Below are 16,421 nucleotides of genomic sequence, written 5' to 3' on the forward strand. Positions count from 1 at the left end.
GCCTCCTTAGGGTTTATAAACTTAATGGTTTATTAGTCTTGTGAGAAGATTACGATACGGTTCCAGTTGTTAGTGTCGTAAATCTGAGAAGCGCTACCCTCAGCCTTGATAGAAAGGCGGTCAGCAGGAATACCGTATTCCTTAGTGAGGACATTGTAAACGTTCTGTGCACGACGCTCTGAAAGCTTGAGGTTGTAAGCGGCTGTACCGGTATCCTTGTCAGCGTAACCCTTGATAACTACGTTAGCATCGGGATTAGCCTTCATCCACTGAGCGATGTTGTATACGTTAACCATTTCCATCGAAGAAATCTTAGCAGAGTTGATGGTGAAGCGTACAGTTGACATCAAAGGAGCAGAAGCATCGGGGCATTCAACAGCTACGATTTCGGGGCAAGGAAGCTGAGCCTCGGCAGCAGCAAGGCGTGAGCTGCAGTTAGAAAGTTCGCCGCGAAGGTCGTTGATCTGACCGTTAAGCTGGTTGATGTAGCCAATGTAAGCGCAGGGGTTGAAGCTCTTGAAGCTCTTTCCGCCAAGCTTGAAAGTAAGACCGCCCATTGCAGTGAGGTTCATGTCGATAGACTCGCTACCGTAAGCGATACCGTCGAAAGTATCACCGTAAGCCTGGAAGCGACCTTCAGCGAAGAAGTCAACATACTTGCTAAGACGGAAGCGAAGCTGCAAACCTACAGATACGGGGATCTGCCATACGCGATCCTTGCGATAACCGTTGTTGATGGGCACATAAGCGTGGTTGAAGTCCCAAGAATAAGTTGCACCAACACCTACGAAAGGAACGATGCTGAAGAAACGATCAGCGTCAACACTTCCGAGAGAGTTGAACATATCCCACATAAGGTCAAAGTTTGCATTCACGAATTTTGCTTTCTGATAAGCATTGTTAGCGTCCCAGTGATAAGCAGCGCCCTGAACGCCAAAACGCCATGCGAAGTAGGGGTTGAACCACTTACCGAAACCTACACCGTAAGCAGCTGTGATACCGCGCTTGCCGTCATTCTGTCCCTTAGGACCGGCCTTGTAGCAGTCAACCATGGGGAGTTCCATACCGGCACCCAACTGGATGAACCAGTTTGCTCCCTTCTCTGAATAGTACTGGTCAGTGCAGTCAGCGACTTCAGTAAATGTAGCTTCCTCAATTACTACAGCCTCTTGAGCTTTAGCAACGTTTGCTGAAAGGAGCATCGCGCCACATGCAGCAAAACCAAAAAGGATGTTCTTTTTCATTCTTCTTTAATTTTAATTTATACAAATTATTTAAACCCGTTATCGTCAATTAGTCCGACAAACGTTAGTGAATGTTATTCTTCAGGTTTGTCAGTTTTGCTATATTAACACAAAGTATCTTGTCTTTGTTCAACAAAATTTTCTACAAAGTTATGTTTTTAATGAATACCCTGCAACTTTTTTGGACATAATTTAACATCATAATGTTAACAATCATTGGGTTTAGCATAACTAAAATCAAGCTAATCACTAATATTTATATTGTTGCATAATTTTTATTTAACAGCAAATAAGCAGCCCGCATTCATTAAGCGGCATAATCAAATGAAAGCACCGTCACCTGAACAGGATTGGCAACCTGCTCCCCGACTGTCCAAGGCGCCTGCCATTATGTTTCCTCAAATATTCTACTTATATTTGCAGAAATAAAAATAACCGCGAATGAAAGAGAAGTCCGACACGACGGCAAAGAATACCGTTAAACGAGCACATTCGTTCAAGACCAATCCACGTTTCAGGCTGTCGTTCATCAATGAAAATACATTCAACGAGGTATGGACAGTTAAAATGTCGCAGCGCAAAGTGGTGCTGGCATTGATTCTGTTACTTTCCGCGATAGGCTGCATGGTGGCGACACTCATAATATTCACTCCTATACGCACGCTGCTCCCCGGCTACCTGAAAGAGTCGCAACGGCAGGAGAACATATTCAACTCAATGCGCATCGACTCGCTTTCAACCGAAGTGAGCATACACAACGCCTACATCAGCAATCTTGAGCGAATACTCAACGACCGCATCGAAGAGGTGTCGCCGACCCACTATAACGATACAATATCCCCTGCCCCTACCGACTCGCTCATCGGAGCCACATCGGCCGAGAAGCAGTTTGTAAGACAATTTGAGGAGCGAGAGAAGTTCAACCTCAATGTGCTGTCGCCCATAGCGGCCGAAGGCGTGACATTCTTCACGCCGGTAAACGGAGCCACGATAATGTCACCCGACAACGACCGTCCGGCCGAAATAACGCTGATTGTGCCACGTAACGCGCCTGTGTCGTCGATTTACAACGGCTCGGTTGTCGACTGCTATTACACCGTAGGCCAAGGATACACATATATAATACAGCATCCCAACGGATTCATGTCGAAATATTCGGGCCTCGGCTCGGCTTTTGCCGACAAAGGACAGCACGTTGACACCGGCTCGGCGATAGGGCTTACCGGGAACAGCGCCAACTCGACGCAGAATCTCGTGACATTTGAACTTTGGAACAAGGGCACCCGGCTCAATCCCCGGGAATACATACCGTTTTGACAAATTTAAAATCCTACATTTTCATAATCGTAGAATTTCAGCTAAATTTGCATACTCATTATTATATATAGTAATCACAACGTGACACCCAAGAAACAAATAGCCGTATTAGGCAGCACAGGCTCGATAGGCGTGCAGACTCTCGACATAATATCGGAGTATCCCGACCGATTCAGAGCTTGCCTTCTCGTAGCCGGCAACAATGTCGACTTGCTTATAAAACAGGCCATAAAATATAGACCCGATCTTGCGATAATAGCAAACGAAAACCTCTATTCCCGATTACATGACGCGCTCAAGGACTACGGAATAGCCACCGCAAGCGGAGCCAAAGCCATAGCCGAAGCCATGTCACTGCCTCAAATCGACACCGTAGTGACTGCAACAGTGGGATACAGCGGACTCGAACCCACACTCCACGCAATTGAGGCAGGAAAGCAGATAGCCCTCGCCAACAAGGAAACACTCGTTGTGGCGGGAGAGCTTGTAACCGAGAAGCTGAAATCGTCATCATCAAAAGTCATACCCGTCGACTCGGAACACTCGGCGATATATCAGTGCCTCGTAGGCGAGAACAGAGAATCGATACGCCGATTGCTCATAACAGCGTCGGGCGGTCCGTTCCGCACCAAGACAATCGAAGAGCTTCAGAACGTTACTGTGTCCGATGCATTGTCACATCCCAATTGGTCAATGGGAGCAAAAATCACCGTAGATTCGGCGACTATGCTCAACAAGGCATTTGAGATAATCGAGGCTCACTGGCTCTTTGGCATATCGCCCGACAAGATCGAGGCCGTTGTTCATCCGCAATCGATAGTACACTCGATGGTCGAATTTGTCGACGGTTCGGTAAAGGCCCAGCTCGGATTACCCGACATGCACCTTCCAATACGTTATGCACTTGGTGAGGCCCACCGCCTGCCCACATCACAACGAGGATTACAGCTGAGCGACTACTCCCGACTGGAATTCTTCGCTCCCGACACTGAAAAATTCCCGATGATAAACCTTGCATATTACGCACTTGAACGCGGAGGCAACGTAGCGTGCATAATCAATGCCGCCAACGAAATAGCCGTAGCGGCATTCCTGAAACAACGCATAAGATTCGTCGACATTCCGTCGATAATCGAATCGTCACTTTCATCAATGCCCTACATAGCATCACCGAGCTATGAAGATTATGTCAACACAAATAGCGCGACAAGGCTCTACGCCGAATCACTGATACACTAATCCTACCCATCTACAATTTATAAACGACAATGGAAACATTTCTCATAAAAGCCGCCCAACTCATAGCCGCATTCGCCTTATTGGTAATCATCCATGAGTTTGGCCACTACATATTCGCCCGAATGTTCGGCATCAAGGTCGAAAAATTCTATCTGTTTTTCGACCCTTGGTTCTCGCTGTTCAAATACAAGCCCAAGAAAAAAACAACAAAAACCGACCCTAACGGCGAAGAGCGTGCCACATGGCGCGACACCGAGTACGGCATAGGATGGCTTCCCCTCGGCGGTTACGTGAAAATCGCAGGCATGATCGACGAGTCGATGGACAAGGAGCAACTCGCTCAGGAACCCAAATCGTGGGAATTCCGCTCAAAACCGGCCTATCAACGACTGCTCGTTATGGTGGCCGGCGTGCTGATGAACTTCATTCTTGCAATCATCATCTATGCAGGCATCGCATGGTATTGGGGCGAGAAATACATTCCCCTCGACAAGGCCTACGAAGGTATGGACTACGCCGAAGCGGCTCAGGAAATCGGATTCCGCAACGGCGACATACCCCTCTTCGCCGACGGAGAGAAGCTTGAAGTCGCCAAGGGCAACTATCTGCTTGAAATGGCCGAAGCCAAAACCGTGACCGTACTGCGCAACCACAAGGACACCGTCGACATAGCCATTCCCGAGAATTTCATTCTTCGCCTTAATGATGAAGAGCGCTTTCTCACCTACCGACTGCCGGTGTACATAGGCGACATAGTCAACGGTGAGCCGGCTAAGGAAGCCGGATTACAAAAAGGCGACCGAATAGTAAGTGTAGCCGGTGCTCCCACGTTGGCCTACACCGAGTTCACAGCCGAATTGCAGAAAAACGCCGGTAAGGACATAACGATGGGCATAATCCGCGACGGCAAGCCGATGGATGTAGCCATAACCCCCACTTCAGGTGGCAAAATAGGTATTCAGCTGAAACCGATAACCGACATATATCCGGTTGTCACACGCCATTACACATTCCTTCAGTCCATACCCAAGGGATGGGAAATCGGCACCAACCGCCTGTCGTCCTACGTAAGCTCGATGAAATATGTAGCCACAGCCGAGGGAGCCAAGAGCCTCGGAGGATTCGGCGCGATAGGCAGCCTCTTCCCCGACAAGTGGAACTGGCTGTCGTTCTGGGAGATAACGGCATTTCTGTCGGTAGCTCTCGCCTTCATGAACATTCTCCCCATTCCGGCTCTCGACGGCGGTCACATCATGTTTCTCATCTACGAAATCGTGTCGCGCCGCAAGCCGAGCGAAAAGTTCATGGAGTATGCCCAGATATGCGGCATGGCGTTCCTGCTGGTGCTCCTGCTCTATGCCAACGGCAACGACCTCTACCGATTCATTTTCAAATAAGCCCTATACATTACAATAACCATACAACATCATGTCATATCCTGTAATAACACTTCGACGAGGCAAGGAGCAATCGCTTGAACGACTGCATCCCTGGGTATTTTCAGGTGCCATAGCCAAGCAACCCGACGACATCGAAGAGGGCGACATCGTTAGTGTCGTCACAGGCGACGGCCGACAGATAGGCGTAGGCCACTATCAAATAGGAAGCATCGCAGTGAGAATCCTGGCATGGGGCGATGCCGAAATCGATGACAGGTTCTATGCCGAGCGCCTCAACGAAGCGTTCAAGATGCGCAAGACCCTCAACCTGATTCGACATGACAACAACGCCTACCGTCTTGTGCACGGCGAAGGCGACTTCCTGCCGGGACTCGTCGTGGATGTGTACGGCGACACTGCCGTGTTGCAGGCCCATTCACCGGGAATGCACTTTGCGCGTGACATAATAGCCCGCAATCTTGTGGAGCTTCCCGATGCCGGAATAAAGAATGTCTACTATAAGTCGGAGACCACCCTGCCCTACAAGGCACATCTTGACCCTCAGAACGATTACATAATCGGCAACTACTCGACCAATATTGCCGTTGAGAACGGACTTAAATTCCATGTCGACTGGCTTAAGGGACAAAAGACGGGCTTCTTCGTTGACCAGCGCGACAACCGCAAGCTGCTTGAAATGTATTCCCGAGGCCGCAATGTACTCAACATGTTCTGCTACACCGGCGGCTTCTCGGTCTATGCCCTGCGCGGCGAGGCCAATCTCGTACACTCGGTCGACAGTTCGGCCAAGGCCGTTGCGCTGACTGAAGCCAATGTGAAAATCAACTTCCCCACCGAAACGCGTCACAAAGCTTTTGCCGAAGATGCCTTCAAGTTCCTCGGCAACATGACCGACGACTATGACCTGATCATACTCGACCCGCCGGCATTTGCCAAGCACCGCAGTGCATTGAAAAACGCGCTCATAGGCTACCGCAAGTTAAATGCCAAGGCTTTTGAGAAGATCAAGCCCGGAGGCATCCTGTTCACATTCTCCTGCTCACAGGCCGTGAGCCGCGAGCAATTCCGACTGGCGGTGTTCTCGGCGGCAGCCCAGAGTCGACGCAAGGTGCGCATTCTGCATCAGCTGACTCAGCCGGCCGACCATCCGGTCAACATCTACCATCCCGAAGGCGAGTATCTGAAGGGACTGATACTTTATGTCGAATAACAAATCAATATCCAATATGTCAAAATTCACCAACATCACCACGGCTGCGGCCTTGGCACTGACAATAACATCATCAGCTATGGCAAAGGATTCATCGGACTTCGACTACGTAGTCGACCGTTTTGCCGACATCGAGGTTCTGCGTTACAAAGTTCCCGATTTTGAAAATCTGTCGTTACAGCAGAAGTTGCTCATATATCACCTCACCGAGGCGGCTATTGCAGGTCGTGACATCCTGTGGGACCAGAACGGCAAGTACAATCTTGAGATTCGCAAGCTTATCGAGTCGGCCTACACTAATTACAAAGGCGACCGCAACGACCCGCAGTTCAAGGCCCTTGAAAAGTATCTGAAGCAAATATCGTTTGCCAACGGACTCCATCACCACTACTCGATGGACAAGTTCTCGCCCGAGTTCTCGCGCGAGTTCCTGTTGAGCAACATCACCAATAAGCCCGCCAACATCGACACGCTCCTTTCGGTGATATTCGACCCGACGGTTATGCCTAAGAAGGTAAATCAGGCCGAAGGTCAGGATCTCATAGTAACTTCGTCGACCAACATCTACGAAGGCGTGACACAGCCCGAAGTCGAGGCCTATTATGCAGCGTTGAAGGATACTACCGACCTCACACCCATATCCTACGGATTGAATACGCGCAAGACCAAGGTCAACGGCAAGGTTGTCGAGCAGCCCTACAAGGTGGGCGGCCTCTACTCACCCGCCATCGAACGCATTGTTAGCGAGCTTAACAAAGCAGCCGAATATGCCGAAAATCCTGCACAGAAAGCCTACATCAAGAAGCTTGTAGAGTTCTACACAACAGGCGACCTGAAGGCATTTGACGACTATTCGATCATGTGGGCCGAGGAAACCGATTCACAAGTCGACTTCATCAACGGATTCATCGAAACCTACGACGATCCCCTCGGCATGACCGGCTCTTGGGAGTCAATCGTCAACTTCAAGAACAACGAGGCCTCGGCCCGCACCGAAACCCTGAGCAAAAATGCACAATGGTTTGAAAGTCACAGCCCCATCGACCCCCGATTCCGCAAAGAGGAGGTTAAGGGCGTATCGGCCAAGGTGATTACCGCCGCAATTCTTGCCGGCGACTCCTATCCCGCAACTCCTATCGGCATCAACCTCCCCAATGCCAACTGGATTCGTGCAGCTCACGGCTCTAAGTCGGTTACACTTGAAAACATAACCCAAGCCTACGATGAAGCGTCACATGGCGACGGATTCAACGAAGAGTTCGTGATTGACGAGCCTACACGCAAGCTTCTCGATGACTATCTGTTCATAACCGACAACCTCCACACCGACCTTCACGAGTGCCTCGGACACGGTTCGGGACGAATACTCCCCGGTGTAGACCCCGATGCATTGAAGGCCCACGGCTCAACCCTTGAGGAAGCGCGCGCCGACCTTTTTGCACTATATTATCTTGCCGATCCCAAATTGATTGAGCTTGGTCTTCTTGACAGCCCCGACGCTTACAAGGCTGAGTACTACAAGTATATGCTTAACGGCCTCATGACACAGCTTATGCGAATCGAGCCGGGTAAGGATGTAGAAGAGGCTCACATGCGCAACCGCAAACTGATTGCCGAATGGGTACTTGAGCACGGCAAGGCTGACAACGTAGTAGAGTATGTGACTATCGACGGAAAGACCTACATCCGCATCAACGACTACAAGCGCATGCGTGAGCTGATAGGTCAGCTTCTCGGTGAAATTCAGCGCATAAAGAGCGAAGGCGACTACGAAGCAGGACGCAATCTCGTTGAGAAATATGCAGTCAAAGTCGATCCGAAGATTCATGACGAAGTTCTCAAGCGTTACGCTCACCTCAGCATTGCACCCTACAAGGGCTTTGTCAACCCCGTCTACAACCTCGTCAAAGATGCCAACGGCAATGTCACCGATGTCACCATCACATACGGCGAAGGTTATCTGCCCCAGATGCTGCGTTACTCAAAGGATTATTCAACCCTTTCCAAGTAAATAACATCAACCCCATAAAAAATAGCGAGCCTGTGATGCATCACAGGCTCGCTATTTTTGCATAACCTCAACCGATTTCCACCCCGGTTGACAAGCCAATTTGATTATTTCACTGGACATTCACCGGTTATAACATGATATTTTCCTTATAACAGCACGCCATTTACAGGTAACAACCTGATACGCTTAGACTTAATCGTTAAATCGGTATTAAAATATTCAAATAAACCATCACCATTTTTTATTCTATTTACAAATAGGGAAGATTTTGCGCCTCCCTATTTACAATTAGGGAAATTTTTGGGCATTTCTATTTACAATTAGGGAAGATTTTTAGGTGATTGGAGTTGAATTTCAGTCAGAATTATGCTTGAGGATAATGTTGGCAACAGTACCCCACACCGATTTCATATAGCCTGTCGAAACTTATAGGCTATATATTTTATCGGTGTGAGCTAATTGCAGGAGTTAGAGTTTTTCTTTCAGGAAGTGGCCGGTGTAGCTTGCGTCACATGCCATAATCTCCTCGGGAGTGCCGGCTGCAACGATGTTGCCTCCAAGCTCGCCGCCCTCAGGACCTATGTCGATTACATGGTCGGCACACTTCACTACATCGAGGTTATGCTCGATTATAATAACGGTGTGACCTTGTGCAATGAGTCGGTTAAACGAGTCCATCAACGTGTTTATGTCGTGGAAATGCAATCCGGTTGTAGGCTCGTCGAAAATAAACATGGTAGGTTCGGGTTTCTCCTGAGCGAGGAAATAAGCGAGCTTAACACGCTGGTTCTCTCCACCCGACAATGTCGACGACGATTGTCCGAGCTTAATATATCCAAGACCGACATCCTGCAGAGGCTTCAACCGTCGCACAATCTTGCGACATATCGAGTCACTCGACTCACCGAAGAACTCCACAGCCTGATTTACGGTCATGTTAAGCACATCGTTGATGTTTTTGCCGTTGTAGGTTATTTCAAGCACATCGCTCTTAAAGCGTTGGCCGTGACATGCCTCACAGGGAATAACGATGTCGGCCATAAACTGCATCTCAATCGTAATCGTGCCTTCGCCCTTACACTCCTCGCAACGGCCGCCCTCGGCGTTAAACGAGAAATATCCGGGAGTGAATCCCATCTGCTTGGCTCCCTGCTGCTCCGAGAATAGTCGGCGCACTTCGTCGAAAGCCTTAAGATAGGTTGCAGGATTACTGCGTGACGATTTTCCTATAGGATTCTGGTCGACAAACTCCACGGCCGAAATGCGGTTAAGGTCGCCACCAAGTGCGCGATGCAATCCTGGAGCGTCACACGGGTTGCCCAGATGACGCACCATTGCACGGTAGAGAATGTCACGCACAAGCGTCGACTTTCCCGATCCGCTCACGCCGGTAACAACCGTCATCACACCCAGCGGAAATTTCACATCGATATTCTTGAGGTTGTGCTCCCTGGCACCCGTCACCTCAATGTAGTCGCGCCACTTGCGGCGAAGAGCAGGCACGGGTATCGACAGCTCGCCGTTAAGATAACGCACCGTATAGGAGTCGGTGGCGGTCATGAGCTTGTCGACATCACCCTGATATATTATCTCGCCACCGTGTCGCCCCGCCTCGGGACCCACATCGATAAGATAGTCGGCGGCACGCATTATCTCCTCATCGTGCTCCACGACCACCACTGTGTTGCCGAGCTGCTGCAACTTACGCAGCACGCCAATCAGCTTCATCGTGTCACGCGAGTGAAGTCCTATGCTCGGCTCGTCGAGAATGTAGAGCGAGCCCACAAGACTGCTTCCGAGCGATGTAGCAAGATTTATGCGCTGGCTCTCACCGCCCGACAATGTCGACGAAAGACGGTCGAGAGTCAGGTAACCCAACCCCACATCACACAGGAACCCGATGCGATTGTTTATCTCCACAAGCAATCGCGACGAAACGAGCTTGTCGTTATCGTCAAGCTTAAGAGCAGCAAACCACTCCTTCAAGTCGGTGACAGGCATCTTCACCAACTCCGAAATCGTGGCACCGCCCACCTTTACATATTCACTCTCCTTGCGAAGCCTCGATCCGTTACACTCGGGACAACGGGTCTTGCCGCGGTAACGTGCCAGCATGACACGATACTGTATCTTGTACTGGTTCTCCTCGACCATCTTGAAGAATCCGTCGATGCCCTTGAACCGTCCGTTACCGTGCCACAGCACATCCAGTTCGGACTGCGTAAGGTCGCAATAGGGGCGATGAATCGGGAAACCGATGTGGGGAGCCAGATGTATCAGCTCACGCTTCCACTCGCCCATCTTGTCGCCTCGCCAGCACATAACGGCATCGTCGTAAACCGACAATGACGGGTCGGGCACAACCAGATTGGGGTCAATGCCTATCACCCTTCCGAATCCCTCACACCGGGGACAAGCTCCATAAGGGTTGTTGAAGTTGAACATCAGCTCCGAAGGCTCGCGGAACACAATACCGTCGGCCTCAAATCGCTTGGAGAAGTCATGTCGGTGCAATCCGTCGGTTCCCCACACGAGAAGACTCATCTCGTCGTGTCCTTCAAAAAACGCCGTTTCCACCGAGTCGGCAAGTCGGCTCAGCTCATCACCCTCGTAGGCCACCGACAGACGGTCGACAAGAAGATCATAGCCCGAAGCCGTTTCAGGCAGATTGTCATCGGCGAGAAGATGCTCAATGTCAATGAACTCCCCGTCCTTGACAAGGCGCGAATATCCGCCTTTAAGCAGTACCTCAAGCTGAGTTCTGAATCGGCGCTTTTCAGGAAGCGTGACAGGAGTTATCACCGCCATGCGCGTGCCTTCGGGATAGCTGCGCGCCACGGCTATTACATCCTCCACGGTGTGCTTCTTCACAAGCTCGCCGGTGACAGGAGAGTAGGTCTTGCCTACGCGGCCAAACAACAATCGGATGTAATCGTATATTTCAGTCGAAGTTCCCACGGTCGATCGGGGATTTCGCGTATTTACCTTCTGCTCAATGGCTATGGCCGGAGGAAGCCCCTTTATAAAATCGGTTTCGGGCTTGGCCATCTTTCCGAGGAACTGTCGGGCATAAGCCGACAGGCTCTCGACATAACGGCGCTGCCCCTCGGCATAGAGCGTGTCAAAAGCCAACGACGACTTTCCCGAACCCGAAAGTCCGGTGATTACAACCAGCTTGTTGCGCGGTATCTCGATGTCGATGTTCTTAAGGTTGTTGACGCGTGCGCCCTTTACAAGAATATTACGTTCAGCCATTCTAAGAATGTGTTGTTTAAATTCAGTTAATCAGGATTGAACTTGCAAAGTTACACATAATATGACAAATTGAAGCATAAGGCCGCCACCGCATCACTACAAAAAATTTTAAGAGGGCTTAAATTTCGTTTTTTAACGGCCAAGCATTATCTTTGTATCTCTATTAGGTAAAAAAGATGACTGACGACATAATAAAGGCGTGCGAATTCCTGGAGCGTGGCAAAATCATACTATATCCCACTGACACGGTGTGGGGTATCGGTTGTGACGCCACCGACAGCTATGCGGTAAAACGCATCTACGAAATAAAGCACCGTTCCGACAGCAAGGCACTCATCGTGCTGAGCGACTCCATCGACAACATAGCCGACTATCTGGCCCCGCTAAGCAAGGAAACGGAACTGCTGCTTAACGACAGCTCACGCCCCACAACCGTGGTGACAAAAGCCTACATCGGTCTTGCTCCCGAGCTGCTCGCCGAGGACGGTACCGTGGGCGTAAGAATCACCCACGAGGAGTTCTCGTCGCAGCTGTGTCGACACTTCGGCCGTCCCATAGTGTCAACCTCGGCCAATGTAAGCGGCTACCCCACTCCCGCCACATTTGACGAGATAAGCGATGTGATAAAGGATACGGTCGACTATATATGCACATCGCGACGCGATGAAACCGAGGCCCGTCAGCCGTCAAGAGTCATCAAAGTAGAGGACAACGGAAATATCACAATACTACGACCTTGAAAGCGTCAGGTAACAATGTGGTCAGCGACAACGCTACCCTGTCGAGCAATCGGCGCACTCCGAATTTTCCCTATCGGAGCAATGTAGCCTACCGTCGGCTGAAGCGCGTTGTCGATATAGCAGTTGCATTGCCGTCCGCAGTGATAACACTTCCGCTCACAGTCGTGCTATGCGTCATCATAAGCCTGAACAGCAACGGCTCGCCGCTATTCAGGCAGCAACGCATAGGACTCGGCGCCAAACCATTTGTGCTCTATAAATTACGCACAATGGAGAAGGATGCCGAAATCGACGGGCCGTCACTGTCGGTGAAAAACGACCCGCGTGTAACCTCGGTGGGACGATTCCTGCGCAAGTATCATCTCGACGAGATACCGCAGTTCTGGAACATACTGAAGGGCGACATGTCGCTCGTGGGGCCGCGTCCCGAACGCGAATACTATCTGCGCCAACTGCGCATAGCCGAGCCCGACAGCAATCGCCTGCACGTGATGAAACCGGGAATCACATCGGCCGGAATGGTAAACTACGGATATGCATCCGACATCGAAAGCATGGTAGAGCGACTGCATCACGACCTGCAATATCTCGAAAACGCTTCGATGGGTCTTGACTTCAAGATAATGATGAAATCAATAAAAACAATTTTCAACGGAAAAGGCATCTGATGAAACAGTACATAAATAATTTGTCACACTCGTTCAGCTCGATGTTTCTCTCGCTTGTCATGTGGCGCGAGAAGCACGTAAAGGAGAGGACTTTTGTGATGATTCTTGCTTTTTTCACAGGAATACTGTGCGGATTCGCAGCCTTGATTTTCAAGTGGCTGATCCATTACATATCAAGTACCCTGCTGTTGAACATCGACACAACGGGTGCCAACTACATGTACCTTATATATCCGCTCGTGGGCATAGTCATCGTGAGCCTCTACGTGCGTTATGTGGTGCGTGACCACATTTCCCACGGAGTAACGCGTGTGCTCTACGCCATCTCCCAAAACAAGAGCCGACTGAAGGCCCACAACTGCTACACCTCGGTAGTGGCCAGCTCCATAACCATAGGCTTTGGCGGTTCGGTGGGAGCCGAGGGCCCCATCGTCTACACCGGCGCGGCCATTGGCTCCAATCTGGGTCAGGCGTTCCGTCTGTCACCGCGACTGCTCATGCTGCTGGTGGGATGCGGCGCAGCGGCCGGTCTGTCGGGCATTTTCAAGGCTCCGCTTGCAGGTGCGCTGTTCACCCTCGAGGTGCTCATGATCGACCTCACCACGGTGTCGGTGATGCCGCTCCTCATCTCATCCATCACCGCCGCAACGGTAGCCTACGTGTTTACGGGATATGATGTAGAGTTCTTCTTCACACAGAGCGAGTACTTCCTGCCGGCACGCATACCCTACGCCGTTGCGCTCGGAGTGCTGTGCGGATTTGTGTCGCTCTACTTCATCAGGGTCATCAACATGATGGAGGGCTTCTACAGCTCCATAAAGAACACTTGGATACGTGCCGTGACAGGCGGTGCCATACTCGCCATACTCATTTTCATATTCCCGCCTCTCTACGGCGAGGGTTACGATGTAATCACATTGATGATCAACGGCGATGCAGGTTCGGCGCTCAACGGCTCTTTCTTCTACAACGACCGCAACACGGCATGGGTAATTTCGCTATATGTGCTCGGCCTCACGCTCGCCAAGGCATTTGCCACTTCGTCGACCAACGGTGCCGGCGGTGTGGGCGGAACATTCGCTCCCGCACTGCACGTAGGTTCAATGGCCGGATTCTGTTTTGCGTTCACATTGAACCAATTGGGATTTGACATAGACCTGTCGGTAAAGAATTTCGCCCTCATGGGCATGGCCGGCGTTATGTCGGGCGTTATGCATGCACCGCTCATGTCGATATTCCTTACCGCCGAGCTCACCGGAGGCTATGAACTCTTCCTGCCGCTGCTCATTGTGTCAACAATATCCTACGGAACCATAAAGATATTCGAGCCCTACAGCATCTACGCCATTCGACTGGCCAAGCGCGGCGAACTGCTCACCCACCACAAGGACAAGTCGGTGCTGCGACTGCTCAAGATAAACTCAGTAATAGAGAACGACTTCATGCCGGTGACGCCCGACATGAATCTGAAATCGATGGTAGAGGTAATCAGCAAGTCCAACCGAAACCTGTTTCCGGTACTCGACGACCAGCAAAAGCTCGTGGGAGTCGTGCTGCTTGACGACATACGCAACATCATGTTCCGTCCCGACCTCTACAAGCGCATGTTCGTGTCCAAATTCATGTCAATGCCTCCGGCCACAATACGCATCGGCGACGCAATGGAAGAGGTAATGAAGACCTTTGACCGCACGGGAGCATGGAATCTGCCGGTAGTCGACGAGGAGGACCGCTACGTGGGTTTCGTGTCTAAATCAAAGATTTTCAACTCTTATCGCCGGGTGCTTCGTCACTACTCGGAGGATTGACAGTATCGTCAAGCGCAAACTGCGACACGCTGTAGCGTGACGTGAAGAAGCTTTGAGGCGATACCATGCGGGATATTCCGTAGGACACACCCGACACGATGGCAACCGGCAATATCAACGAATAGTTGCCCGTCAACTCCAAGGTAAGGAATATTGCAGTCATAGGAGCATGAATCGCTCCGGCCATGATTCCGGCCATGCCGAAGAATGCAAAGTCGCCGGTGTCGAGCCTGAGGTCAAGCGCGGTATTCATCACAAGGGCGAAAAACAGTCCGGCCATACACCCGGCAAAAAGCGTGGGGGCAAACTCACCGCCCACACCACCACCGCTGTTGGTGGCCGATGTGGCAAAACATTTGGCCAGAAGCACCGCTCCCACAAACGCCACCACTCCCCAAGGCGAAGAATCGACCTTATAAAAGAAAAGGCTGCCGTCGACCACTGAATGAAGATTGCCGTTAAGAACGCTTGAAATGGTGGTATAGCCTTCGCCGAAAAGAGGCGGCAGCAAGAATACGAGCACCGACACCGACACTCCCGCAATCAGGTTTTTGAGCCAAGGATTGTTCATGTTCTTGAAAAAGCGGTCGAACTTCTTCATGACTTCGGAATAATAGAGCGAATACAATCCGCAAAAGAGTCCAAGCAACAGCACATAAGGCATCATCGACATGTTGAACGGAAGAGGATGTGCATAATTGATGTCGAGCATACCGCCGTCGAGAATCAATGAAGTAATAGCAGCTGTGAGGCATGAAAGCAGAAGCGCCATCACCGATACGGTAGTCATGCCGAGCCCAAGCACCTCAAGCGTAAACAACATTCCACCCACAGGAGCCTTGAAAATGCCGGCTATACCGGCTCCCGCTCCGCATCCCACCATAATGAGCAGGTATTGGGGCGACACCCTGAACGCCTGACCGATATTGCTGCCTATGGCAGCCCCCGTATAGGCGATTGGGCCCTCCGAACCGGCCGAACCGCCAAGTCCGAGGGTAATTGAGCTTCCCACAATAGAATCATACATGAGCCTCGGCTTCATCCTCGCCTGTCGTGCCTTTATAGCATCCCTGATACGTGCCGTGCCATGCTCAAGATCATCATGGGAGATGTAACGCATATAAAGTGCGGCAAGAAATATACCGGTGAGCGGGAGAATGAGAAACGTGTAGTTGCTCTCGGTGACTTTGAATCCAGATAAGGCATAGCGCGAAATTAAGTCGATAATGCTCTTCATCAGATATGCGGCAAATCCCGAAACGAGTCCTATGACAAAAGCGACAATGAACAAAAATGTCACTTCAGGAATATAACGCTCACGCCAACTCTTAAGCGAATAGGTCATATCATGCAATTTCCGGTCGATATTTTCTCTGATTCCGCTCATCACATACTGCTATCTTCATTGAATATAAAACAACGATTGCCTGTGCAATGTTTTCATCGCCACGTAGATGCTGTGGCCGGTGTGTCATGGTACAAAAGGGGCTGCACCGTAGATTACGACGCAGCCCCTCGTTATAAGGTTG

The 16,421-nt window shown here is 50.6% G+C and carries 11 protein-coding genes; 8 read left to right on the top strand and 3 right to left on the bottom strand.

The window, feature by feature from the left end; all coding sequences use genetic code 11:
* Positions 1–32: 32 nt before the first annotated feature.
* Positions 33–1,244, bottom strand: a complete 1,212-nt coding sequence (locus E7746_RS08700; protein ID WP_136410555.1) for an OmpA family protein — start codon at positions 1,242–1,244, stop codon at positions 33–35.
* A 441-nt stretch (positions 1,245–1,685) separates the two neighbouring features.
* Here E7746_RS08700 and E7746_RS08705 point away from each other — a divergent pair, with 441 nt between their 5' ends.
* From E7746_RS08705 to E7746_RS08725, 5 genes are all read left to right on the top strand, one after another.
* On the top strand, positions 1,686–2,561 hold the full coding sequence (locus tag E7746_RS08705) for a murein hydrolase activator EnvC family protein (protein ID WP_136410556.1): 876 nt from the start codon (positions 1,686–1,688) through the stop codon (positions 2,559–2,561).
* Between the two features lie 81 nt (positions 2,562–2,642).
* Positions 2,643–3,800 (top strand): 1-deoxy-D-xylulose-5-phosphate reductoisomerase, encoded by a 1,158-nt coding sequence (locus tag E7746_RS08710; RefSeq protein WP_136410557.1) that lies wholly within the window; start codon positions 2,643–2,645, stop codon positions 3,798–3,800.
* A 29-nt stretch (positions 3,801–3,829) separates the two neighbouring features.
* The gene (rseP, locus tag E7746_RS08715; protein WP_136410558.1) at positions 3,830–5,197 is read left to right on the top strand and encodes an RIP metalloprotease RseP; all 1,368 of its coding nucleotides are present in this window, start codon (positions 3,830–3,832) and stop codon (positions 5,195–5,197) included.
* Between the two features lie 31 nt (positions 5,198–5,228).
* Positions 5,229–6,410 (top strand): class I SAM-dependent rRNA methyltransferase, encoded by a 1,182-nt coding sequence (locus tag E7746_RS08720; protein WP_123396449.1) that lies wholly within the window; start codon positions 5,229–5,231, stop codon positions 6,408–6,410.
* Between the two features lie 16 nt (positions 6,411–6,426).
* A complete protein-coding gene (locus tag E7746_RS08725; RefSeq protein WP_370271128.1) occupies positions 6,427–8,421 on the top strand; it encodes a dipeptidyl-peptidase 3 family protein in 1,995 nt (664 codons plus the stop codon).
* A gap of 468 nt (positions 8,422–8,889) precedes the next feature.
* Here E7746_RS08725 and uvrA read toward each other — a convergent pair whose 3' ends face one another.
* A complete protein-coding gene (uvrA, locus tag E7746_RS08730) occupies positions 8,890–11,676 on the bottom strand; it encodes an excinuclease ABC subunit UvrA (protein ID WP_136410559.1) in 2,787 nt (928 codons plus the stop codon).
* Between the two features lie 176 nt (positions 11,677–11,852).
* Between uvrA and E7746_RS08735 the strand changes: the two genes are divergently transcribed.
* From E7746_RS08735 to E7746_RS08745, 3 genes are read left to right on the top strand one after another with little or no spacing between them, the layout of a single operon-like run.
* On the top strand, positions 11,853–12,416 hold the full coding sequence (locus tag E7746_RS08735; protein ID WP_136410560.1) for an L-threonylcarbamoyladenylate synthase: 564 nt from the start codon (positions 11,853–11,855) through the stop codon (positions 12,414–12,416).
* Complete coding sequence (locus tag E7746_RS08740; RefSeq protein ID WP_123396446.1) at positions 12,413–13,084, top strand: sugar transferase; 672 nt, start codon at positions 12,413–12,415, stop codon at positions 13,082–13,084. The genes E7746_RS08735 and E7746_RS08740 overlap by 4 nt, the downstream gene beginning before the upstream one ends.
* The gene (locus E7746_RS08745; protein WP_123396445.1) at positions 13,084–14,892 is read left to right on the top strand and encodes a chloride channel protein; all 1,809 of its coding nucleotides are present in this window, start codon (positions 13,084–13,086) and stop codon (positions 14,890–14,892) included. Before E7746_RS08740 ends, E7746_RS08745 begins: the two co-directional genes overlap by 1 nt.
* Here E7746_RS08745 and E7746_RS08750 read toward each other — a convergent pair.
* A complete protein-coding gene (locus E7746_RS08750; protein ID WP_168184343.1) occupies positions 14,849–16,237 on the bottom strand; it encodes a chloride channel protein in 1,389 nt (462 codons plus the stop codon). The two genes, E7746_RS08745 and E7746_RS08750, sit on opposite strands and share 44 nt — an antisense overlap.
* Positions 16,238–16,421: the final 184 nt, after the last annotated feature.

The sequence above is a fragment of the Muribaculum gordoncarteri genome (genome assembly GCF_004803695.1).
Taxonomy (GTDB): Bacteria; Bacteroidota; Bacteroidia; order Bacteroidales; family Muribaculaceae; genus Muribaculum; species Muribaculum gordoncarteri.

Coding starts and splice junctions, on each gene's coding strand:
- E7746_RS08700 (WP_136410555.1), bottom strand. CDS start 1,244: ATGAAAAAGAACATCCTTTTTGGTTTTGCTGCATGTGGCGCGATGCTC.
- E7746_RS08705 (WP_136410556.1), top strand. CDS start 1,686: ATGAAAGAGAAGTCCGACACGACGGCAAAGAATACCGTTAAACGAGCA.
- uvrA (WP_136410559.1), bottom strand. CDS start 11,676: ATGGCTGAACGTAATATTCTTGTAAAGGGCGCACGCGTCAACAACCTT.
- E7746_RS08720 (WP_123396449.1), top strand. CDS start 5,229: ATGTCATATCCTGTAATAACACTTCGACGAGGCAAGGAGCAATCGCTT.
- E7746_RS08725 (WP_370271128.1), top strand. CDS start 6,427: ATGTCAAAATTCACCAACATCACCACGGCTGCGGCCTTGGCACTGACA.
- E7746_RS08735 (WP_136410560.1), top strand. CDS start 11,853: ATGACTGACGACATAATAAAGGCGTGCGAATTCCTGGAGCGTGGCAAA.
- E7746_RS08750 (WP_168184343.1), bottom strand. CDS start 16,237: ATGACCTATTCGCTTAAGAGTTGGCGTGAGCGTTATATTCCTGAAGTG.
- rseP (WP_136410558.1), top strand. CDS start 3,830: ATGGAAACATTTCTCATAAAAGCCGCCCAACTCATAGCCGCATTCGCC.
- E7746_RS08745 (WP_123396445.1), top strand. CDS start 13,084: ATGAAACAGTACATAAATAATTTGTCACACTCGTTCAGCTCGATGTTT.